At 38.3% G+C, this 22,587-nt stretch carries 18 protein-coding genes; 5 read left to right on the top strand and 13 right to left on the bottom strand.

What is annotated here, in order from left to right:
- Positions 1 to 9 precede the first annotated feature (9 nt).
- The 3 genes from RM573_RS06165 to RM573_RS06155 form a co-directional block, all read right to left on the bottom strand.
- Positions 10 to 987, bottom strand: a complete 978-nt coding sequence (locus RM573_RS06165; RefSeq protein WP_311578787.1) for a cobalamin biosynthesis protein CobD/CbiB — start codon at positions 985 to 987, stop codon at positions 10 to 12.
- 14 nt (positions 988 to 1,001) lie between these two features.
- Complete coding sequence (mtnN, locus tag RM573_RS06160; protein ID WP_311578784.1) at positions 1,002 to 1,712, bottom strand: 5'-methylthioadenosine/S-adenosylhomocysteine nucleosidase; 711 nt, start codon at positions 1,710 to 1,712, stop codon at positions 1,002 to 1,004.
- 185 nt (positions 1,713 to 1,897) lie between these two features.
- On the bottom strand, positions 1,898 to 2,560 hold the full coding sequence (locus RM573_RS06155) for a DUF2726 domain-containing protein (protein ID WP_311578779.1): 663 nt from the start codon (positions 2,558 to 2,560) through the stop codon (positions 1,898 to 1,900).
- Between the two features lie 315 nt (positions 2,561 to 2,875).
- Here RM573_RS06155 and RM573_RS06150 point away from each other — a divergent pair, with 315 nt between their 5' ends.
- The gene (locus RM573_RS06150; RefSeq protein ID WP_311578776.1) at positions 2,876 to 3,325 is read left to right on the top strand and encodes a protein tyrosine phosphatase family protein; all 450 of its coding nucleotides are present in this window, start codon (positions 2,876 to 2,878) and stop codon (positions 3,323 to 3,325) included.
- Positions 3,326 to 3,442: 117 nt separating this feature from the next.
- Here the strand turns inward: RM573_RS06150 and RM573_RS06145 are convergent, their stop codons facing one another.
- From RM573_RS06145 to RM573_RS06125, 5 genes are all read right to left on the bottom strand, one after another.
- Positions 3,443 to 4,063 (bottom strand): dUTP diphosphatase, encoded by a 621-nt coding sequence (locus RM573_RS06145; protein ID WP_432280221.1) that lies wholly within the window; start codon positions 4,061 to 4,063, stop codon positions 3,443 to 3,445.
- Between the two features lie 121 nt (positions 4,064 to 4,184).
- Positions 4,185 to 4,394, bottom strand: coding sequence for a YgaP family membrane protein (locus RM573_RS06140; protein ID WP_311578939.1), 210 nt, complete (start codon positions 4,392 to 4,394; stop codon positions 4,185 to 4,187).
- A gap of 40 nt (positions 4,395 to 4,434) precedes the next feature.
- Positions 4,435 to 5,799: a hypothetical protein gene (locus RM573_RS06135; RefSeq protein WP_311578769.1), complete on the bottom strand. Its 1,365-nt coding sequence runs from the start codon at positions 5,797 to 5,799 to the stop codon at positions 4,435 to 4,437.
- Positions 5,799 to 6,596, bottom strand: coding sequence for an outer membrane lipoprotein-sorting protein (locus tag RM573_RS06130; protein ID WP_311578767.1), 798 nt, complete (start codon positions 6,594 to 6,596; stop codon positions 5,799 to 5,801). Before RM573_RS06130 ends, RM573_RS06135 begins: the two co-directional genes overlap by 1 nt.
- 35 nt (positions 6,597 to 6,631) lie before the next feature.
- Entirely contained in the window at positions 6,632 to 9,184 is a 2,553-nt protein-coding gene (locus RM573_RS06125; RefSeq protein WP_311578764.1) for an efflux RND transporter permease subunit, read from the bottom strand.
- Positions 9,185 to 9,279: 95 nt separating this feature from the next.
- Between RM573_RS06125 and RM573_RS06120 the strand changes: the two genes are divergently transcribed.
- Both RM573_RS06120 and RM573_RS06115 read left to right on the top strand, forming a co-directional pair.
- Entirely contained in the window at positions 9,280 to 9,591 is a 312-nt protein-coding gene (locus tag RM573_RS06120; RefSeq protein ID WP_311578762.1) for an ArsR/SmtB family transcription factor, read from the top strand.
- Between the two features lie 177 nt (positions 9,592 to 9,768).
- Positions 9,769 to 10,386 carry a lamin tail domain-containing protein gene (locus tag RM573_RS06115; protein WP_311578760.1) on the top strand — a complete coding sequence of 206 codons (618 nt, stop codon included), beginning with the start codon at positions 9,769 to 9,771 and terminating at the stop codon, positions 10,384 to 10,386.
- A 170-nt stretch (positions 10,387 to 10,556) separates the two neighbouring features.
- Here RM573_RS06115 and RM573_RS06110 read toward each other — a convergent pair whose 3' ends face one another.
- A complete protein-coding gene (locus RM573_RS06110) occupies positions 10,557 to 11,552 on the bottom strand; it encodes a GlxA family transcriptional regulator (protein WP_311578757.1) in 996 nt (331 codons plus the stop codon).
- Positions 11,553 to 11,689: 137 nt separating this feature from the next.
- On the opposite strand from RM573_RS06110, the gene RM573_RS06105 reads away from it, so the two are divergent.
- Positions 11,690 to 13,591 (top strand): beta-ketoacyl synthase, encoded by a 1,902-nt coding sequence (locus RM573_RS06105; RefSeq protein WP_311578755.1) that lies wholly within the window; start codon positions 11,690 to 11,692, stop codon positions 13,589 to 13,591.
- Positions 13,592 to 13,677: 86 nt separating this feature from the next.
- Here RM573_RS06105 and RM573_RS06100 read toward each other — a convergent pair whose 3' ends face one another.
- From RM573_RS06100 to folE2, 4 genes are all read right to left on the bottom strand, one after another.
- Positions 13,678 to 14,430, bottom strand: coding sequence for a substrate-binding periplasmic protein (locus RM573_RS06100; protein ID WP_311578753.1), 753 nt, complete (start codon positions 14,428 to 14,430; stop codon positions 13,678 to 13,680).
- Between the two features lie 172 nt (positions 14,431 to 14,602).
- Entirely contained in the window at positions 14,603 to 16,018 is a 1,416-nt protein-coding gene (locus RM573_RS06095; RefSeq protein WP_311578751.1) for an FAD-dependent oxidoreductase, read from the bottom strand.
- 30 nt (positions 16,019 to 16,048) lie between these two features.
- Entirely contained in the window at positions 16,049 to 20,509 is a 4,461-nt protein-coding gene (gene gltB, locus RM573_RS06090) for a glutamate synthase large subunit (protein WP_311578748.1), read from the bottom strand.
- Between the two features lie 459 nt (positions 20,510 to 20,968).
- Positions 20,969 to 21,892, bottom strand: coding sequence for a GTP cyclohydrolase FolE2 (gene folE2 / locus RM573_RS06085; protein ID WP_311578745.1), 924 nt, complete (start codon positions 21,890 to 21,892; stop codon positions 20,969 to 20,971).
- Between the two features lie 292 nt (positions 21,893 to 22,184).
- Here folE2 and RM573_RS06080 point away from each other — a divergent pair, with 292 nt between their 5' ends.
- Positions 22,185 to 22,535 carry a phosphorelay protein gene (locus RM573_RS06080; RefSeq protein WP_311578742.1) on the top strand — a complete coding sequence of 117 codons (351 nt, stop codon included), beginning with the start codon at positions 22,185 to 22,187 and terminating at the stop codon, positions 22,533 to 22,535.
- The last annotated feature ends 52 nt before the right edge of the window (positions 22,536 to 22,587 follow it).

Genomic DNA, 22,587 nt, shown 5'->3' with positions numbered 1-22,587 from the left:
TTAAGTTGATTATTTTACGAGTATAGCAATAACAATGACGATTGAAATTAATATTCCTATGGCTAAGGTCATCACCAAATTAAGCTGTTTTATCGTGGCAATAATATCTTTTGCTTGTGGTTGTTGTCCTTGATCATTGAACGACTCTCGGCGAAGCTTATTTTTACTATACATAGCAACACCGCCTAGTTTTATTCCCAATATATAAGCTAAATATGCGATAACAATACTGTTGTTATTAGTGAAAAATGATCGTTTAACAAGTCGCCAAAATAATAAACTATTTTGATTCATCGACGTTAAAATCAATAACAAGAAAAACAATCTGCTGGGTAACCATTGTAATAAGTTGGTTATTTTAGCGATAAAGCGACCAAAAAATCGAAACTGATGATGTTTTAAGTTCCAACTGTAGTGCGTTTCTAGCAGTAAACGAAAGCTTAATGCCGCTAATGGTCCTATAAATATAAAGAAAAAGCCGATGGCAAATTGTTGTTGTATTTTTCTCAAAAGCAGCATTTCAATGCAAGCTTTACTGATACCAATAGGTGATAATTGCTCGGCATCACGTGACAGCCAAGGTGATAAAGTTTGTTTTGCTTGGTATTTATCTTGTGCGTTAAGTTGAGTGGCTACGGTTTTACCTAGGTTATTTAAGTTAAAACTTCCCAATGCAGTAAATAAAAGCAACGCTTGCCAAATTACTGGCACAGCAATAAATTCTTCAAATAACCAAACAATAACAATTAAAGGCGTTATGGTGATCACGGTGGCAATAAAACCCGCAATGTTTCGTTGCGAATCACTGTTTTTATCTTTATTTACTTTTTCGGCAAGTTGCTGACAATAAAAGCGATAAAAACTAAATGCTGATTGTTGCGTCAATGAAGGGGATATTATATTGAACAACAGTTTACAAAACACCACGCCAAATAACACAAGTATATATTGCGCTATTTGAGGTAAGGCGTCATAAACTTCAATCATGCAAGACTCAAAGATTAAGACAAGGTCTTATCTTGTAAACTAGTTAACATATTCAGCACTAACTGTGATGAATTTACCGAAGCTGTTTCTAAGTAAGCTTCAAATGACGTGGGTGATTCTTTGCCTGCTATATCTGACATCGAACGAATCACGACAAATGGCGTGTTTAATTGATGACAAGTTTGGGCAATGGCCGCGCCTTCCATTTCAACCGCTGCCATGGTTGGGAAATTTTTTCGAGCTTTGGCAATGTCATCATCTTTAGTCATAAAAGTATCGCCAGTGGTGATTAAACCAATCAGTGTTTGAATGTTATTTAATTGTGCAATACCCGATTTTGCGGCCTCGACTAACATTGGATGAGGTATATACGCAGCAGGGTTAGCAGGCAGTTGACCTATTTCATAACCAAACGCCGTTACATCAACATCGTGATATCTGACTTCAGAGCTGATCACGATATCTCCAACTTTCAACGATTGTTCAAACCCACCGGCAGAGCCAGTATTTACCACATAATCAGGGTTAAATTCATGAATTAAAAAAGCGGTTGCTAAAGCAGCAGCAACTTTTCCAATACCTGATTGAACAATCACGACGTCATTGCCCGCTAATTTTCCTTGATAAAATGTATAACCGCCGAGTTGTTTGGTTGTTGCATCTACTAATTGTGCTTTTAAAATTGCAACTTCTGGCTCCATTGCACCGATAATGCCTGCTTTCATGATTCTTCTTCAAAATTAAGTCGTTAGATAAAAGAGATTATAACCTGAATCTAGGAAAGAGGAGAATCCCTTGATTGATCCAAGCCGACATTTATCTATCTAGTTGAAATTTTTGCTCGGAATGAGTAAACGCGGGGGTAACTCAAAGGCGTTGATGATCAACCTTTGAGTTACCGTAAATTTTGTTAATGAGGCAATGCTGCTTGTTGAGGAGCGGGTATTTGTCGGTTTAAGTTTGCTTGAGCAACTGCGGCTGCAGAGGTAATAACGCCTGTAGCTGGTTGTTCATTATCTACTTTTTTGCGTGCTTTAACTAATGGTGCAGGTATAACACGCCCTTTAACTTTAGGGGCAGGAGCCGTATTTCCGAGTAAACGACTGTTTATACAGGCTCTTATTTCATCAAGACTGTAGTTACTTTTTACTTTAATACGTAAGTGAGGAATGGTGGCAGCTTCTAAAGCGCCACTTACAAACCAATCCTTTTTAACTTTGTAGCCTTTACCTTGGGTATCGACTAAATCAATGGCGGCTAATAATTTCATTGTGTCACGTTCACAAATAACAAAATCTAAATATTTATTGTCAGCATTATGGGTTGCGGTTTGTCCTGCTTTAGACGAGACGCCATTTCGAATCGTGACCATATCAGATAATTTAACGCGATTAATGATGCGATATTTTGGCCCTAAAGCTTGCTCAACTAAATTCTGAAAATTTTTCTCCGCCGCGGTAAAGACCACCTGCTTTTTTTCAAAAGGAAAAGGGAAGCTATTATCATTTAAGCGACTCGCTAATAAAGCAACAATAACAATTAGGCTGATCATGGCGAAAAGTATAAGTTCCATAGTCATCTCCGATAATTCAAAATTTTGACGTTTATATAATTACTATGGAATAAGCACGGAATGTGCCATACAGATAAATAATTTACAGAACAGATCAATGCAGGAAATCGGGGTGAGCCATTTAATCTCTTCGTGTTTTATTTAATCACTCATTCTTCTGTTAATTTGACGCTATACATTGATAAATTATCGAAGTGCTTTAAATATTAGGTTTTTCTAAATTAGTTTTGACTAATGTAATATTTAAACGATAGAATGCTTAAATATATGGTCGTGAAAATTTAATTACCTTGAAAAAATAAGAGTGAGTATGCAATGTTTACTGCTGAAATAATCAATAACATTCAGATGGATAATGTACTAGTACCAACTAAAACCCTGATCGTTGGTGGCCAACCGACAATTGAAGACCTGCTATTGCTCGACAGAATAGGTGTTAAACATGTTGTTAATTTGAGAGGGGAAAACGAAGTTAACCACTTCGATGAATGGAATGTTTTACGTGAAATGGAGAGTGACTATCATGCTATTCCATTGACTAATATCCACTCGTTTACCAAAGACGCAGCTGAACGGCTTGATAATATCTTATCGTTTAATAAACCGACGTTAATTCATTGTGCAACAGGTAACCGAGTAGGCGCATTAATTACTCTGCATGCATTTTGGTGTGAAGGTGTATCAGCGCAACAAGCGTTAGAACGGGGTATTCAAGCAGGCCTTACCCAACTTAAACCTGGGATCAGTCAACTTATTGGCCTATAAAACGTGATAGTTTTTGCTTTAGATTACTCAAACGATGTGATTGGTGACTTAAGCAATACAGGGTAAAAATACGCCTAGTTTGTTCCTAAGCGCACTTTTAAAGCTTAGAATCCGTCGTTAACTAGGGTATTTAGCTTCTAGCGCAGAATAAAGTTGTTGTTGAAAGTCAGTGGCACTAGCATCTAACTCGTTCACTAATTTAGCTAATACTTCATTATCTTCTTCGCCATGCCAAATTTTGATATATGTCCCTTCTTTATATCCGTGATCTTGGCGGAAGAAATTTAAAGTGTTTTTGCCGACGTATTGACGAAATAATTCATCAAGATCCATATTCATCAAGCGCATACAGTCTGCTAGCGCAATGGCATCAAAAGCTTTATTGGTAACAGCAGCGGATGCTAAATTTTCAAGGGCAATCTTAAAATCTGTTTCATCACTTTGCTGAGTTAGTTCATGAGCAAGCTGTGAAGTAATATCACTTACAGTAGCGCCGGTCATTAATCGTAAGCTTAATCCAAAGTGGAATATATCCACCAGTTCTAATTGTACTTGAGCGACGTCGATTTCTTGATGTTTCCACCATTTCCAACCATGATGATCAAGCATTTCAGCACATTCAACCCATATTGCTCTATACCATTCATAACCATTGTCACGCCATGTTTCACTGACTCTTGCATTCATCGCATCTTGCATGGTTAACATTTGGCTAATTTGGTTTTGTGCAATCAACATTTCGCTCATTTTAATCTCTATTTTTAATCAATTAATCGATAAATATTAGTAGAGCTCTAGTTTGCCGTACCTAAGCGATGGTGACAAGTAAAGACAAGGGATTTCTGGCTTTTCTATGACTTTACTTGTCTGAGCAATTGGAGGAGCTTTGAAAGCCAAACTTTTGCAAAACAGTTGCAGCGGGACAAAAGCCGGTAAATGAAGACTGAAATAAATTGGCACCAATAAATACCGTAAACCACATAAAGTTAGGGTGTAACCAATAGGTTAAAGCTACGGACAATAGCACCATAAATCCTGCAAAACGAATGATGGCGGTTTCTAATGAAATATTTGTTTTCATGGTTAATACCTATAGTTGTTGAATAAAATTAAAAACTAAATCGTCCTCTTAACCAAACATTGGTATTTGCCTGGTGTTGACCAAAAAAGGTAAAAGGTTGATTTCCCGAGAAAATATTTGCCCCTGCACTAAAGCTATAATTATCGTTGTATCGATAATGAATAGCGGGTTTTAAATAACTGTCTTGGTCTGTTGGAGAATAGAAAGCAAATAATGAATAAATTAATTTTTGTTGCATAGTGGTATAACGCAATCTAACGGTGGCTAGTTGTCGATATTCGTCAACGACTTCATCGGTAAATAATGCGGATTGTGTATAAGCATTATAGTGTTGGGTCTTTTCAAGGTAATATTGCAAACCAACCGATAAGTTTTTAATCACTTCTTGCTCATAGCCGATTAACGCTCTTATTTGGCTATTTGGAATCGCTGCTTGGTTCCCTTGTCTGTCTTCAAGACTGTTATAGGCAGAAAATTCCATTTTAAAAATTCCAGTACTTAGTGGGGTTAAAGCACTCGCTCCCCAGGCATTCATCTTCGGAAAATAAGCCATACCTTGTTGATTCATGCCAAGTGGTGTTGTCCAAAAACCTTTGTAGCCATATAGGGCATATTCAACGCCTTGAATACTTGTTGCTACCCGAGCCGACCATTGTGAGTCTTGTGTTTGCTCAACCCTAAAGTTTTCATCAGGCGCAATATTCGTTTTCATCAAAGGCGAATAAAATGAGAAACGTTCTCCGGTAAGGTAATTATCAGGAGTAAACTCTGGAGTCCATGCCAGATCAACGGTGAAATCTCCCCAATAGCTAGTCATTCGAATACTGTCTGACGCCGACTTTAAATATTCATCATCACGACCAGAAAAAAAGGATTGCCAGTCTTTCTTAAATAAATCGTTGAGAAAAAGGTAGTCGCCAGTGCCCCAAGTAAGTACTTGCCTACCAAGTTTTACGTCAAGGTTTTTTAATGGACTAAAGGCGATGTTTAATTCTCGGGTATTAAAATCAGTTTGCACTAATACGTCGTCGTAGAGAAAATCACCTTTAGCGGTTAATTCGAAAAACGCGTGACTATAATCAAGATTGATACGCCCTCTTAATTCGCTCAATGAAGCATTAGACTCAACGATATTATTTTGCATAAATCTACCGTAAGCTACTTCAACAAAGTAACTGAATTTCCACGGTGATAATTGAGTCGTTTCTTGCCAATCATCTGCCCATTCATCTTGCCAGCCATCAGCCGACAATGTTGATATTTCTTGGCTGGCTTTTTCATCTGAAGATTCAGTGACAGCTTGTTGCACCGCCTTTGTTTGGGCAATTATTTGGCTGCTCGTTAATGAGAAACCTAGCAGTGAAAAAGTTTGAATAAGGGCCAATTTCTTCACTATCTTAACCATGCTTTTGGTGGAGTTCTTAGGCTGCGTTCAGAAAAAATATTGTCGGGCAATCCAACATTATATTTCACATTCCTAAATTGCATTTCGGTGAAGCTACCATCACTTAATTGTGTCATTTTGGCATGAACAACCGTGGGGAAACCGTCTATATTTTGCACCGCTAGCACCTGCATTTCGCGGATGATTTCTTGCTGCTCATTAAAGTAGCTCGCTTTCATTGGTAAATAAGTATTTTTATCAATGATGATGTGATAATAAGCATACTCTACACTTGATGGGTCTTTAGGTACGGCTTTCATGATGTACGATTCTTCGTCGCTGCTTATTAAAGAATAATTATCTTCTGCGGGATTACGACCTGAAACATCTTCATAATAAAAGTGAGCGCCAACAAATGAGGTACGTTTATCTCCGGCAGAAATGCGTTTAACGAGATCAAGTGCCGGTAAATATAACCAGCGGTCATCATCTGCTTGTACTTTTTTGGTGACTCGAAAAACGGTTCCTTGAACATCAGTTGGTCGAGAGAAAAACACCAACATATCTTGATCGCCTAAATCTTCCTGGTCTTTACGCAAAATTGTAAATTGACGCATTTGCTTATTTCCATTGGCATCGACGATGATCATTCTTGCCTGTGCGCTGCCGTCTTCACCGGCGTAATAAGACGCTAAGTTACTTTTTTTGATAATGCTATCAACATTCACAGTTGCATGTGCTGCCGTTATCAAAGATAAAAAACTTAATGTAATCAATTGTGTTTTCTTTAAAAAATGTAACATCATTTATCCTGTTTTATTTTCATGAGTCATTCATAAACTTAAGCTTGGTTGTTAGTCGTCTGATCCTTTGAAAAAAGACTTAGTAAGGCTGGCAATAGCAGCAATGTCACTAATGCGGAAACTATCATGATACTTGCTAAGAAAAATCCCACCGTAATATAGGGCATTAACGGTGAGAGTAATAACGGAGTAAAACCGATAGCGATGACGATGGCATTTCTTGAAATAGCTCTACTAGGCTCTTCAAACATTAATAGCAATGCTTTGGTTAAACTGTTGGTTTGTTTTTCTAATTCACGAACCCGTTGTAAAAAGTGAATAGCAAAATCAATTGAAAGTCCTAATGTTAATGCTGAAAGTACCGCGATAGGCATATCATAGGCTTTTCCTAACCAACCGATTAAACCGTAAATTAAACTAATGGTTAAAGTGAGAGGTAGCATGGCTAACACGCCATATTTTATCGAGCGAAATAACAGTGCCATCATTAAAAAGACAATCACAAAGGAAGAAAGTAAACTGTTGAGCATGCCGTTTACCATGGCATCTTGCCAGACAATATTCAGATACGACTTTCCTGCCCAATTCATTTCAACGTCAATTGGCGCTGGATTTTGTTGTACATATTGATTAACCCATTCAACAACCGCCGTAGTATGTTGATTATCACCACTGGTCATTTGTAGCCAAATTAAAGATTGTTGATAATCTTGACTGACAAAATGCCACAGATCATTTGGTCGATGAGAAGATTGATATTGTAATAACGTTTGAGCGACGCCATTACTGGTTTTAGGAATAACAAAATCAAGCGCGTTTCCTGAGTGTAGTTCTCGGTTTACCGTACGTACGATATCGCTCAAACCATTTGTTTTACCTACTAATGCCGTGTTGTTTAGTGCCGTTTGTAAGTCGGCAAGCCAATTTAACATCTCAGGTTGAATATATAATTTTTGCTGGGCAAATTGTTGATCAGCAAATTGATATAATTTATCGATAGCTGCTTGGTGTTCCATCGCAACACTAAAGGCTAAATCATCTAATTTTATTAATAATTCTTGGCTAAATATGCCTTTATCTGTTGAGGACTTCCATTGTGCTAAGTGCTCTTGAATTGTTGATAAATCGATTCCTTGTTGATTCGCATCTGCAATCAACTGCATGAATGTTAGTTCTGCTTGTTGCACGTCTTTTTGAGGCTGGCTAAACACTAACCATGCATCGTATGTCCCGGCGAAATGTTCATTAAGGACTTTATCGGCAATACGAATTTCATGATCGGCTTTAAACCAGTTAACCGGATTATCGTTGATAATGATTTTATTGATACCGACAAGGCTGAAGATAAATATCACAATAAAAGAAAAGATAATGGCTTTGGCTTTTTTCGTTGCTAAGTTGCCAAGCCATAAAAGACTATTCGATAAACGGCCTTTTTCTTCCATTTTAGCGACCGCAAGCTGTAAATTTGCTAAAGACTTCGGGCTTAATCTCGACAGATAAACCGGTAAATAAATTACCGTTAATAAAAAGGCTAATAAAATGCCTGTGCCAATGAAGGCACCGAAGATTTTCACGGGTGGGATAGGGGTTAATAAAAGAGAATAAAAACCAACGGCTGAGGTAATGGAAGTAAATAGCATGGGAGTGAACAAGTGCGACATTACTTTTTTAATGACTTGTTTGGTGTCATCACCTTCTTTATAACGATCCGAAAACTCCGACAAAATATGTACGGAATCGACAACGGCAATCGGCATTAAAAAGATGGCGATCATCGAGGTCATAATATGTACAGTAAATCCAAGGCCTATTAATGCACCCATGATAATAATTACCGTCGCCATTGCTACGGCCATTGGTGCAATGATTAATGGAAAGTTTCGAAAGAAATACCATAGTAAAACAAAAATAGCTAAGCCTGCCAGTGGCGCTGCTATGCCCATTTGGACAAACATTTCGTAGCCAAACTGATCTTCAGCAATCGGTAGTCCAGTAATGTGAAAAGTTAAATCATGATGGGTAAAGGTTTGATTAATTTCTCTGATTTGTTCCGCGATCGAATAACTTAAATCTTTCGCGGTAATTGGAACATAGATGGCCGCGGCTTTATCGTCTCCAGACACTAAGGTGTTTGCAAGTAAAGGTAAACGCTTTACTGCCTCAGCAATTTTTTCACTACCCGCTAAGTCTTTAGGCGCTCGTTGCATGAGATATTCAAACCGAATGCCACCATTTTTTTCTTGAGTTATATTATCCACCACACTGAGTGATAATAGATCTTGTGTGATCACCCCTTCAATTTGTAAAATTTTATCGGATAACTGTTGTAAAATAGCCAGCGTTTTTGGTTGGTAAATGCTATTTTCACTCACTATGCCCACCACTATCATGTCAGGCATGTTGAAGGTTTTTTTAATATTATTGTGAAAAACGCGTTCAGAGTTTTGACTACTTAACATATTTTCAGGATCAGTATCTATGGTGAGCTGAGGGATCATTGCTAAGCTAATTAGCACCATAGTGATTACTATCGCGTAGATGGTTTTCGGCTTATTTAATGCAAATTGTAAAAGCTGAGAATAATGCAAAGTGGCATCCTTTGTATATTAGTTTTTGTTAATATACTTTTATATTAGCATAATCTAATGTAATATCAATGAATAGTTTTATAAGGTATAGAAAAATGAATCAAGCAAAGCAAGTTGATATCGCTGAATTGAGAAGTAATGCTGGTCAAGCCGCGGAATTACTGAAAGCGATGAGTAATGAAAATAGACTATTAATTCTCTGTTATCTTGGCGAAAAAGAACTGTCAGTGAGTGAACTGAATCAATTTATAGATTTAAGCCAGTCAAGTTTATCTCAGCATTTAGCACGTTTAAGAAATGATTCACTGGTGAAAACTCGCCGCGAATCGCAAACTATATATTATAGTATTGCTAACCAATCGGTTGTGCGACTGATTAGTTTTTTACAAGAAGAATTTTGTCCGTAATAATTATTTTCTTAACTATTTTAGTGATTTAGCGCAAAGATTGTGTCGTGTTTTTTTACACATATAGTGTCTTTATTAACTTAATTCGTATAACTTGTTGATAATTAACGTTATTTTGTGTTGGTTTGATTATTGCTTAGGCGTAAGTGATTATTTTTAAACAACTTAAGGAAGAACATGAAATCACTTTTTTTCTCTGCGTTAGTTATCCTAGCGACATTTATACAAACCGCCAACGCAGGCTTGATCATCAATGAAGTTAATCTTGGTGATGAAGATTATATTGAATTAGTTAATACCGGCGGTGCTGCAATTGATTTACAGGATTACAGCATAAACTTTTATGAAAATGATTCTGATGTGTTTATCTTTAATAGTGCATTGTTACTTGCACCAGGCGATATTCTTGTTGTCGGTGAAGAGGCAAGCCATGATGTAAACGTTCTATTTAATATCCCAATTAATGACGGAACTGCATTTTCTATCGCTCTTTATAATGCTTCGGGTGTTTTAATTGATTTTATTACTGCTATTCAAAACATTAACGTGCCTGTTGGGGCAACTTTTGTAGGTGGACCTTTAGCTGATGTTGTTGATGATGATCAATTTGTATATCAACGCGTTAAAGATACTCATTCAGGTAGCACTTTTTACGCTTCAGACTGGACTATTGCTGCTCCTTCAGAAGGTGAGCCGCCAATCGCTATTACTACACAAGTTCCAGAGCCATCATCATTAGCTATTTTTGCTCTAGGCGTCGTTGGTTTATTATCGCGTAAATTAAAAGCCGCTTAATAAATTCCCATTTATTTAAAGCAAAGAATAAACACTGGTTATAATGATCAGTGTTTTTTTGGCTTTGGTGAATGCCGCTACCCTCATAAAACACGTTATACTTAGCACACAACTTCACTTAACAGCACAAAAACCTTGTCTATTGCTTGTGAATTGCCACGATAATTATTTTATTGTGAAAATAATTTCTTTTTAACCATTAAACGATAGTCTTTTGGTGTTGTACTTAACGATTTTTTGAACAGTTTAGTAAAATGACTTTGATCTTGATACCCTACTTGATAAGAAATTTCTTGAATAGATAAGTTACTTGAGGCTAATAATTCTTTGGCGGCTTCAACTTTCAATTGTTGCCAATAGTTCATCGCACTTATTCCTATTGCATTTTTGAAACGACGGGTAAAAGTACGTTGACTGATCCCAAATTGTTCCGCCACATCTTTTAAAGATAAGGAAGAGTTGAGGTTTGTTTGCATCCAAAACTGTATCTGAATAATTAACTCATCAGAATGTTTATCTACGGCTCCTTCTAAATATCGTTGCTCTTCATAAGGTTTTCTAATTTCATGAGAAAAATTACGTTCAACGTGTTGAGCTGCGGTTTTCCCATAAATTTGAAAAATAATGTGAACGATAATATCGGCTAGAGCATTTAAGCTAGCTGCACAATATATACGATCAGATTGAGTAATAAAAAAGTCTGGTTTTAACAATACCTTAGGGTAATCCCGTTTAAATTGTTCAACATAATGCCAATGGGTTGTCGCAGGGTGGTGATCAAGCAAACCTGACTCAGCCATAAAGCAAACGCCAGTACCACCACCAATTAATGTCGAACCGTCATTCCATATGTTTTTCAACCACTGGATTAATTGTGGCTGTTTTTGTATTGAAGGGCGGGGATTTCGCCATAAACTTGGAATGATCGCGTAATCAGGCTTACGAGCCTTTTGTACACTTGAATCAGGTAAAAGCTTTATTAATGCTCGAGTGACAACCGGTTGTTCATTTTCGGCGACCATTTGAATCGATAAACGCGGTGCTTTTTTATTGGCTTGCCTGCCTATCGCTTCGCCCGCACGTAACATTTCGACGGGTAAACTGACGCTAGTTGCTAACATACCGTCATATAAAATGAGCGCTATATTGATTTTTGGACGTTTCATTGGCTAGTTTTTTATGAATAAACGCATGTTTGGCTATTTTGCCATAAATTTTGGCTTTAAATAACCATAAATTGTCCGTAAATATTTCTACACTAGTCAACATTACGTTTGATAGTTTTGCATAAAGAGAAATATGAATGACAGCTTTACCTATTATTGTTGGCATGGGCGGTATAAACGCTGCAGGTCGAACCTCATTTCACCAAGGCTTTCGCCGAATTGTTATTGATAAGCTAAATGCTGAAGCACGCCAAGAAACATTTGTTGGCTTAGCGACCTTAATGAATATCCTTAAGTTTGAAGATGGTAAGTTGCTCGATAAAAATGGTGCGGTTGTTAAAGCTAACCAAGTTGAGTCGCTATTTGGTGAACAAATCCTAAATGGTACTTTGATCCGTAAAATTGAAAAAAATCATTTTGATCCTGATGCAACGCCTTGGCAGCAAAAGATGACTATGGGGCAGGCTGATGATGCGATTACATTTGAAACTAAAGCGCGTGATTTACCTACTCCTTTGCCTCGTTCATGGAAAATAACTGAATTTGAAAATAAAAGAGTCCGTGTTGAAATAGCCGGTGAATTTGAAGCTAAACATGACTCAACGCGTGATAACCCGATTAAAGCTGCGGGTCAATTTCCTACCGGTTTTGAACCGGCTGTCCTTTATAACAGCCGTTACCAACCAAGAGGTTTACAAGCAACTATATTTGGCGCAGCCGATGCTATTCATTCTACCGGATACAGTTGGGATGATATTGCCAGTAAAATTAGCCCTGATGAAGTTGGTACATATTCAGCTTCAGTGTTCGGTCAAGTACAGAGTGAAGGGCTTGGCGGTATGATGCAAAACCGGATGCGCGGCGAACGTGTTTCTACGAAAAATTTGGCGCTTGGCTTAAACACCATGTCGACGGATTTTATCAATGCATATGTAACAGGAAGTGTTGGTAGTACATTTACTTCAACGGGTGCTTGTGCAACGTTTTTATACAACCTTAAAGCCGCAGTACAAGACATTCAAGCTGGACGAATTCGTGTTGCCATTGTTGGCAGTAATGACTGTGCCATTACGCCTGAAGTGATTGAAGGTTTTGGCAATATGAGCGCTTTAGCCAATGAAGAAGGCTTGAAAAAGCTAGATGGTATTACTGAAGGTAGTGCGAATCACCGTAAAACCAGTCGTCCTTTTGGCGATAATTGTGGATTTACTATCGGTGAAGCCGCACAATTTATTGTCTTAATGGATGATGCGTTAACAGTTGAGTTGGGATGTAAGGTTCTAGGCTCAGTGGCTGATGTTTATACCAATGCAGACGGCATTAAAAAATCGATCACCGCCCCCGGTCCTGGTAACTATATTACTATGGCAAAGTCAGTTGCATTAGCCGCGAGTATTGTTGGGAAAGACTCAGTGCAAAATCGTAGTTTTATTTTGGCACATGGTTCAAGTACACCACAAAATAGAGTCACAGAGTCATTAATTTATGATCGACTTGCGCAAAGTTTTGACATAAATAACTGGCCCGTAGCAGCACCCAAAGCTTATGTTGGTCATACTATCGGTCCAGCCAGTGGCGACCAAGTTGCCATGGCATTAGGTGTGTTCTCACATAATATTATGCCGGGTATTACTACTATTGATAAAGTAGCTGACGATGTTTATAGCGAACGCTTAAATATTGCGACCGATCACTGGCATTGTCAGGAAATGGACGTTGCGTTTATCAATTCAAAAGGCTTCGGCGGTAATAATGCCACAGCAACAATTCTTTCACCTAACGTGACACTTTCAATGATGGCAAAACGTCATGGAGAGTCTGCGATGCAACGTTATCAAGCAAGTTTAGTCTTGGTCGAAAAAGCTCAGTTAGCTTACCAAGAAAAAGCCGATAATGCACAATTTGATATTATTTATAAATTTGGTGATGGGGTATTATCAGATGAAGATCTCGATATTACTGCGGATAATATTGCTATGTCAGGCTTTAACCATAAAATCGCCTTACCTAAACATAATCCGTTTGATGATATGGTGTAGTTTTCACAAAACCTGAATGAACTTTGATAAAAACCGTCTCAGGCTGTTCGCTTTGGGACGGTTTTTTAATTGAAGTCCTGCGTGTTTTATAGCTCCGTAATGCCCCACTTTTTATAAATAGCATTAATAACCCCTTGAGCTTTAATTTCAGTGTATGCACGTTGAAATTCAGCCACTAACTTTGGATCCGATTGTAAATTCATGGCTAAATTTAAGTCGCTATTTAAATCAGTAAACTCTTTGATTTTTATCAGCTCATCAAACGCTAAATTAAGTTTTTTAGCATTATGTTTCAGGGTTAATTCAGTCGCAATTATTAGCTCAGCGCGGCCTTTGAACAGCATTAATATGTTTTGATCTTCTTTGACTAGTTTATAGTTATGCTTAAAATTATTTCTCTTTAAATAGTGGGCGACATTTGAATGACGTGCGGATGCTACAATAAACTTTTTTAGCTGGTTGAGATCATCAATTGCTTCAGGGAATTGGCTTTTTAATCCCCAAAAATACAGCTTTTCATTGATTAAACTCCCTATCCAATGAAAGCGCTCCAGACGTTCTTTCGTTTGAGCAATAGAGTAAATCATGACATTTTTTTCTGAACTCGCCGTTTCATAAGCTCTTGCCCAAGGTAAAGCAATAATGTTTGGGGTTTTATTCGCTTGTTTAAAAATGGCTTGCACTATTTCTGTGGATAACCCTCCTAAACTATTATCAGCATTATTGACTTGGTAGGGGGCAAGGTATTCGGTGACAACTTTGACTTCTTTAGCCTCAGACGAAAGAGTAAAGCATAAAAAACTTATATATTTTATCAGGTTGAGTGCGTATCTAAACATACTCGATTTTTACCCCTTGGTTTTGCTTGGTATAATTTCACGACAAAAATATTTACTTGATATAGTTAATATAGTTGAAATTTAGTGAAATTAATTGCTGTTAGATATCTTGTTACATTTTCCAAAAAAAAAGCAGCCGAAGCTGCTCTTTTATCAATACAATGGCGACCCGTTAACTTAAAACGTAATCTAAAATACCTAAGGCAGCTTTACGACCTTGATCAACGGCGGTAACCACTAAATCAGAACCAAGTACCATATCACCCCCAGCAAAAATATTTTCTTTACTGGTTTGAAGTGCAAAGTTACTGTTTTCAACGGCGATTACACGGCCACGTGAATCAAGTTCAACGCCGGCATCTTTCATCCATTGTGGCGGGCTAGGTAAGAAACCAAAGGCAATAACCACTGCATCGGCTTCCATAATAAATTCACTGCCTTCAATTGGTTCAGGACTTCGACGTCCATTAGCATCAGCAGCACCTAATTGAGTTTTAACAAATTTAACACCACAAGCTTTACCATTTTTATCCACTGCAATATCAAGAGGTTGTAAATTGAATTGGAAATTTACGCCTTCTTCTTTTGCATTTTGTACTTCTCTTGGTGAGCCTGGCATGTTGGCTTCATCACGACGATACGCACAAGTAACATCTGTGGCGCCTTGACGAACAGAAGTTCGCACACAATCCATCGCGGTATCACCACCACCCAATACAATCACTTTTTTACCGCTAAAGTTCACGTATGGTTTGGCATTTTCGGTAATTTTCATCAAGTTCTGCGTATTGCCGATCAAAAAGTCTAACGCATTATAAACACCTGCCGCGCCTTCATGTTCAAAGCCACCGGTCATATCAGTGTAGGTACCTAACGCAAGAAATACTGCATCGTATTCGTTGCTTAATTCATCAAAACTAATATCAACACCTACGTTGGTGTTTAAGCGAAACTCTATGCCCATGCCTTCAAAAATTTCGCGGCGGGTTTGAATAACGTCTTTTTCAAGTTTAAAGGACGGAATTCCAAAGGTCAGTAAGCCACCTATTTGTGCATGTTTGTCATACACGACAGCGTCAACACCGTGTCGAGTTAAAACATCAGCACAAGCTAGACCAGCAGGACCTGCGCCAATCACGGCCACGCGTTTACCTGTTTTCACCACATCTGATAAGTCAGGTTTCCAACCTTGAGCGAATGCGGTATCCGTAATATATTTTTCAATATTACCTATAGTGACGGCACCAAAGTCTTCATTAAGCGTACAGGCTGATTCACATAATCTGTCTTGTGGGCAAACTCGACCACACATTTCAGGTAAACTATTGGTTGAGTGACATAAGTCTGCCGCTTCAAAAATCTTACCTTCAGTGACTAATTCTAACCATTGTGGAATGTAATTATGAACCGGACACTTCCATTCACAATACGGGTTACCACAATCTAAACAACGATCCGCTTGACCCGCACTTTGATCTGTACTTAACGGTTGATAAATTTCAACGAAGTCAATTTTACGTTGTTCTATCGCCTTTTTCGGCGGATCGATTCTTTTTACATCGATAAATTGATAAACATTTTTACTCATTCTGTTTCTTCCTCAATTCGCGTTCTTATATCATTGCGCTTGAACGCGAAGTTCTGCAGATGAACGGCTACGGTGACCTAATAACGTTTTTACGTCGGTAGCTTTTGGTTTTACTAATCTAAATAATGGTGCATAAGCATCGAAATTATTTAAAATTTTATGAGCATGTAGACTGCCCGTTTCTTCATGGTGTTGACTGATAATGCCACGTAAATGTTCTTGATGAATGGTTAAATCTTCTATCGGTAATGTTTCAATAGATTCATGATTTAAACGGATATCTAAATCATTGTTCTCATCTAAAACATAAGCAAAGCCGCCGGTCATGCCAGCACCAAAGTTAACCCCAACTTGACCAAGAATGGTAACAATTCCGCCGGTCATATATTCACAAGCATGATCGCCAGTGCCTTCAATAACAGCATGACATCCAGAATTACGAACAGCAAAGCGTTCACCTGCACGGCCACAACCAAATAACTTTCCGCCAGTCGAACCGTATAAACAAGTATTACCCATGATCATGGTTTTTTCGCTGGCGTATTCGACACCTTTTGGAGGCTTAATGGTTAACTTACCACCTGTCATGCCTTTACCAACGTAATCGTTTGCATCGCCAATTAAGGTCATTTCTAACCCTCCAGCGTTCCAAACACCAAAACTTTGACCTGCTGTACCTGTAAGCGATAGCTTGATTGGTGTTGCAGACATGCCTTGATCACCGTGTTGACGAGCAATTTCTCCTGAAAGCGATGCCCCTACAGAGCGATCGGTATTCTGAATTGAAAATCTATACTCACCACCAGTACTATGGGCAACCGCTTCAGATGTGGCAGCCAGTATTTCTTGGTTTAAAGCGCCTTTATCAAATGGCGTATTTTCTTCTGTTTGATGTAAAGCTGTATTATCACCAGCAACAACTGGCGCAATAATAGGCGTTAAATCTAATTTTTGCTGTTTGGCTGTGATCCCTTTAAGCGGCACTAACAAATCTGTTCGACCTATGATTGCTTCTAAACTTTCAACACCCAATTGCGCTAAGATTTCACGCACGTCATGCGCAATGAATTTAAAATAATTCATTACTTGATCAGGTAAGCCTTTAAAAAATTGCTCACGTAACACTTCATCTTGTGTTGCTACACCTGTAGCACAATTATTTAAATGACAAATACGTAGGAATTTACAACCTAATGTCACCATTGGGGCGGTACCAAAACCAAAGCTTTCTGCGCCGAGGATTGCTGCTTTAACAATATCTAAGCCTGTTTTTAAACCACCATCAACTTGTAATCTCACTTTATGACGTAAGCCGTTTGTTACAAGAGATTGATGGGCTTCAGCTAAACCAAGTTCCCAAGGACAACCCGCATATTTAACCGAAGTTAATGGACTTGCAGCAGTACCACCGTCATAACCTGAAATAGTAATAAAATCAGCGTATGCTTTGGCAACACCTGAAGCGATAGTTCCTACGCCTGGACCTGACACTAACTTCACCGAAATAACGGCTGTTGGATTGACTTGTTTTAAATCAAAAATCAACTGTGCTAAATCTTCAATAGAATAAATATCATGATGCGGCGGAGGTGAAATTAACGTCACGCCCGGTACTGAAAAACGTAACTTGGCAATTAATGGTGATACTTTATCACCAGGTAATTGACCACCTTCACCAGGTTTTGCCCCTTGGGCAACTTTAATTTGTAAAACATCGGCATTAACTAAGTAATGCGGTGTCACGCCAAATCGGCCTGAAGCAATTTGTTTGATCCGCGAGTTTTTCACTGTACCAAAACGACGCTCATCTTCGCCACCTTCACCAGAGTTTGAATAACCTCCTAAACGGTTCATGGCAATCGCTAATGCTTCATGTGCTTCTGGGCTAAGCGCGCCAATTGACATTGCCGCACTGTCAAAGCGTTTAAACATTTCGCTATCAGCTTCAACTTGGTCGATACTGATTGACTTGGTGTCTTCTTTAAAAGCAAGTAAATCACGCAAGGCTGCTGGCGGGCGATTATTGACTTCATCGGCAAATTTGCGGTATTTATCATATTCACCACTGCGAACTGCGTCTTGCAAATAATTCACCACATTTGGATTATAAGCATGATATTCACCACCGTGAACATACTTAAGAATACCGCCATGGCTCATTTTTTGGTGTGCTAAAAAGGCTTTACGTGCAAGATTGATATTGTCTTGTTCGATATCTTCAAAGTCTGCCCCTTGAATTCTACTTGGTAGATCAGGGAAACATAATTGCATGATATTTTGGTTTAAGCCGATAACTTCAAATAAGCCCGCACAACGATAACTTGCAATCGTTGAAATACCCATTTTAGACAGTATTTTTAACAAGCCTTTGTTAATACCATCACGATAATTGGTCACCGCTTGACGTGCCGGTAAATCGATTTGTCCTTGATCGACCAACTGTTCAATCGTTTCAAACGCAAGGTATGGATAAACCGCGGTAGCGCCTAAACCAAGTAATACCGCAAATTGGTGTGAATCACGAGCAGCGGCTGTTTCAACAATAATATTTGAATCACAACGAAGTTGCTTATCGACTAAACGTTTTTGTACCGCCCCTACAGCCATCGCAGCAGGTATAGGTAACATATCTTTTTGAATTTGACGATCAGATAAAATTAAAATTACCGTGTCTTGATTGCAGACAAGATCTTCCGCTTCATTACAAATACGTTTGATGGCGACTTCTAATCCTTCTTCATGTGCATAATTTAGCGCAATGGTGTTGCTGCGATAATGCTTAGGATCAAGCTCACGTAATTGCTTTAAGCCAGTGTACATTAAGATCGGTGATTCAAATAAAACACGATCGGCATGGCTGGTTGTTTCATTGAAAACATTATGCTCTCGACCAATACAGGTACCTAACGACATCACGTAACGTTCGCGTAATGGATCGATTGGTGGATTAGTCACTTGGGCAAACTGTTGACGGAAATAATCAAATAAGGTTCTTGGCTGACTAGACAGAACAGCCATAGGGGTATCATCACCCATCGAACCTGTTGCTTCTTGGCCATTTTCAGCAAGGGTTTTAACCACTTGTTGAATTTCTTCATAACTGTAATTAAACATTTTATGGTATTGCGACATTTCTATATCACTAAAAACTCGCTGACCAATTTGTTCTGCATCAAGCTCACTAAATGGCACCAGATGACTGATGTTTTTATTTAACCATTCACGATAAGGATGTCTTTCTTTTAAGTCATTATCAATATCATTTGAAGCGAATACTTTACCGGTATAAGTATCTATAGCAAGCATCTCGCCAGGTCCTACGCGGCCTTTTTCAACAACTTCATCTTCGCCGTAATCCCAAATACCGACTTCAGAGGCTAGAGTGATAAAACCATCACGGGTAATCACATAACGAGCAGGGCGTAAGCCGTTTCTATCAAGATTACAAGCAACGTGACGACCATTGGTTACTACAACACCTGCTGGCCCATCCCATGGTTCCATATGCATTGAGTTAAATTCGTAAAATGCTTTTAGATCATCATCCATCAATGGGCTGTTTTGCCACGCAGGTGGCATTAATAAACGCATACCACGGTATAAATCCATACCACCAGCAAGGAACAATTCCAGCATATTATCTAATGATGAGGAATCTGAACCACTTTCATTGACAAATGGTGCGGCATCTCGCAAATCAGGTAATAAAGGCGAATGGAAACGATGAGTTCTCGCTCGACTCCATTGACGATTACCTTTTATAGTATTTATTTCACCATTATGAGCTAAGTAGCGGAATGGCTGTGCTAAATGCCATTGCGGAGACGTATTGGTAGAGAATCGTTGATGAAAAACACAAATAGCCGTTTGCATTCGAATATCGGCAAGATCCAAATAAAAATTTGGTAAATCTACAGGCATCATTAAGCCTTTGTAGATAGTTACTAAACAAGAAAGACTTGCTACATAAAAACGTTCATCTTGGATGCGTTTTTCAGCACGACGTCGTGCCATATATAATCGACGTTCTAAATCTCGGTTTCTCCAACCAGGAGGAGCATCGACAAAAACTTGCTCGATGGTGGGTAAGTTGCCTGCAGCGATCTTACCCAACATTGAAGTATTGGTGGGGACAACGCGCCAACCAACAATTGTTAACGTTTCTCGGGTTAATTCTTCTTCTAGAATTTCTTTAGTTTTAGCAGCCTGAATAGGATCTGGATTAAGAAAGACCATACCAACTGCGTATTTTTTACCGAGTTTCCAATTATTCTCTTCGGCAACTGCGCGAAAAAACGAATCGGGTTTTTGCATCAATAAACCACAGCCATCACCTGTTTTACCATCAGCAGCAATACCGCCTCGATGTTGCATGCGGTCTAAAGCATGAATAGCTGTTTTAATGAGCTTATGACTTGTCTCGCCTTGTTGGTGCGCGATTAAACCAAATCCACAGTTATCTTTTTGTTTGCTGTGATCATAAAGCTGCATGTTTTCTCTCCTAATAAAAATACCGGCTTGGTGACAGAGTTAAGAAAAGAATAAAGTTATGTAAAAAATGCATAAATACTCTGTTTTGTGCCCAAGGGGAACCGCTAACATTAAACATTTATTGGGCAAAGGTCAATAAAAATAGAGTTTTTGCTCGTAATTTTTTTACATCTTGGTAACAATATGTTTTTAAAGGGGTATTAGCTTCTTTTAACTGAGAATGTGCAATGTGTTATCTCGAATAAGATCAATTGTATAATCTTTTGTAGGTTATTTTTCGATAAAATGAAATTTTATTACAGTTTTTCTTTGAGAATGAAGTGCTTAGAAGTTAAATATTTTTTATTCATATTTTATTCATCTTGTCTATACAAGACGCATTAAAGACAAGAGGGCGTTTGAGGTATAAAAAAACCAGTGTGACACTGGTTTTTTAAAGGAGTTTATAAACAGGATAGCTTATGGCTGGTAACCACCAACTACGCCTTTTGTTGTGACACTGACCGCATCATGGGCATGTAATGATTCTAAATGATTTATTTTAAGCCAGAAATCATCAAAACTAGTGGTTAAGTTCATGGCATGCTGTAGTCGACGGGCAGCATCTTCACAAAACATTAAATTTTGTCCGTTGAGTCGAGCAAACTCTTGCTCGTCTTCTCGTTTAACCGCGGCTTGAACCGGTGTTTTTAAAGCATTTTCTACCAAATCAACAATATCGGTGATCGGAAATTCTGTGGTAGCAGCGTTTAATTTAACTTTAACTTCAGCGACTGAACGTTGGCTATGTGGTGTGGCAACTACGCCATCAGTTGTACCAAGCCATTGATGGACGTCTTCAAGGTTGATGTCTTCTTGGCTGAATTTTTCTTTAAATGCTTTTTGGATCAATTGTCTCGCCAATGCCGCTGAACATGGACAGGTAGACGAATATCTTACATCGACAGCAAGCTCTATGGATAATTTCCCTTGGTTTAATAAACCCGTGATAGTAATAGGATAAGCTTTCCAACCTTGTTTACCACTAATGAGTGACTTGCGTCGTAGGTGGAAGTCACAATTAAAAACAACTTTTGCATTATCACTTAATTCTTGATGACTGCTAATAAAACCGTTAAGCAAGCTAACTAACGTTTGATAATTTAATTCGTTGTTATTTGAAAGATCATCGAGTAATAGATATAGGCGAGACATATGAATACCTTTCGCCTGGGGATCATTTAAATTAACAAAAGCGTCAACAAAAGCTGAAACCATGCGAGGAGATTCGCCTTTTGAAGCGAGCATAATAGGCATTTCTATATTACTCATACCAACCCAGTCCAATGTCCCTTCAGTTTGGGCAGTGGTATGGTTAGCAATATCAGGCATTGATGTAGACATGGTTTCTCCGAAGTGTCGTATTATGTAAAGGGCTAGGTCTCTCTAACTTCAGTCATAATAATAAGATTAAGGTGGTATTGTTAAATAATCCCTAAAGCGAGATTTTTGACATACCCGATAAAAGGCGGCTATTTTGAAGGAAATTGCCAATAAAAGCAATATAAATGGCGGCAGAGGAACATGAAATCTTGTTTATTTAATCCTACAAGCAATTCGGTTATTATTAAATCAATAATGACTTTTTTCGATGAGTTGTTACAATAGATCTAATAATAAATTAGGGAATAAATTAGTGAACAATATTAATGGGTTAGATACTGATTTACTTGCAGGGTATGTTGAGAACCTTGGTAAGGACATCGTACAACAGATGTTAGATTTATATATTCAACAATCTGTGGTGTATTTAAAAGACATTAACGAGGCGATGATTGCATGTTCACAATCTTTATGGCAAGAATCTTGTCATAAAATGAAAGGCGCAACCGGAAGTGTTGGATTAACTTCAGTGCATGCGAAATTGGTCGCGATTGAGAAGTCAACAGACGCGTGGGACGTAAAAAAAACCTACACTAAAGAATTAGAAGCGCTAAATTTAGCCGCTATTGATAGCTTCAGTGCTTGGTTATCTGAACAAAGTTAACCAACTATCACCGATAAAAAATGGCTAGTATTGATTCAATACTAGCCTTTGT

The sequence above is a fragment of the Thalassotalea castellviae genome (assembly GCF_031846185.1).
In the GTDB taxonomy this organism is placed as follows: domain Bacteria; phylum Pseudomonadota; class Gammaproteobacteria; order Enterobacterales; family Alteromonadaceae; genus Thalassotalea_H; species Thalassotalea_H castellviae.
The sequence above is the reverse complement of the archived record's forward strand: the minus strand, read 5'-3'. Positions and strand labels throughout refer to the sequence as shown.

Coding starts and splice junctions, on each gene's coding strand:
- RM573_RS06105 (WP_311578755.1), top strand. CDS start 11,690: ATGACAGCTTTACCTATTATTGTTGGCATGGGCGGTATAAACGCTGCA.
- RM573_RS06130 (WP_311578767.1), bottom strand. CDS start 6,596: ATGATGTTACATTTTTTAAAGAAAACACAATTGATTACATTAAGTTTT.
- RM573_RS06145 (WP_432280221.1), bottom strand. CDS start 4,063: ATGTTGATTGCACAAAACCAAATTAGCCAAATGTTAACCATGCAAGAT.
- RM573_RS06120 (WP_311578762.1), top strand. CDS start 9,280: ATGAATCAAGCAAAGCAAGTTGATATCGCTGAATTGAGAAGTAATGCT.
- RM573_RS06150 (WP_311578776.1), top strand. CDS start 2,876: ATGTTTACTGCTGAAATAATCAATAACATTCAGATGGATAATGTACTA.
- folE2 (WP_311578745.1), bottom strand. CDS start 21,892: ATGTCTACATCAATGCCTGATATTGCTAACCATACCACTGCCCAAACT.
- gltB (WP_311578748.1), bottom strand. CDS start 20,509: ATGCAGCTTTATGATCACAGCAAACAAAAAGATAACTGTGGATTTGGT.
- RM573_RS06165 (WP_311578787.1), bottom strand. CDS start 987: ATGATTGAAGTTTATGACGCCTTACCTCAAATAGCGCAATATATACTT.
- RM573_RS06100 (WP_311578753.1), bottom strand. CDS start 14,430: ATGTTTAGATACGCACTCAACCTGATAAAATATATAAGTTTTTTATGC.
- RM573_RS06095 (WP_311578751.1), bottom strand. CDS start 16,018: ATGAGTAAAAATGTTTATCAATTTATCGATGTAAAAAGAATCGATCCG.
- RM573_RS06115 (WP_311578760.1), top strand. CDS start 9,769: ATGAAATCACTTTTTTTCTCTGCGTTAGTTATCCTAGCGACATTTATA.
- RM573_RS06155 (WP_311578779.1), bottom strand. CDS start 2,560: ATGGAACTTATACTTTTCGCCATGATCAGCCTAATTGTTATTGTTGCT.
- mtnN (WP_311578784.1), bottom strand. CDS start 1,712: ATGAAAGCAGGCATTATCGGTGCAATGGAGCCAGAAGTTGCAATTTTA.
- RM573_RS06110 (WP_311578757.1), bottom strand. CDS start 11,552: ATGAAACGTCCAAAAATCAATATAGCGCTCATTTTATATGACGGTATG.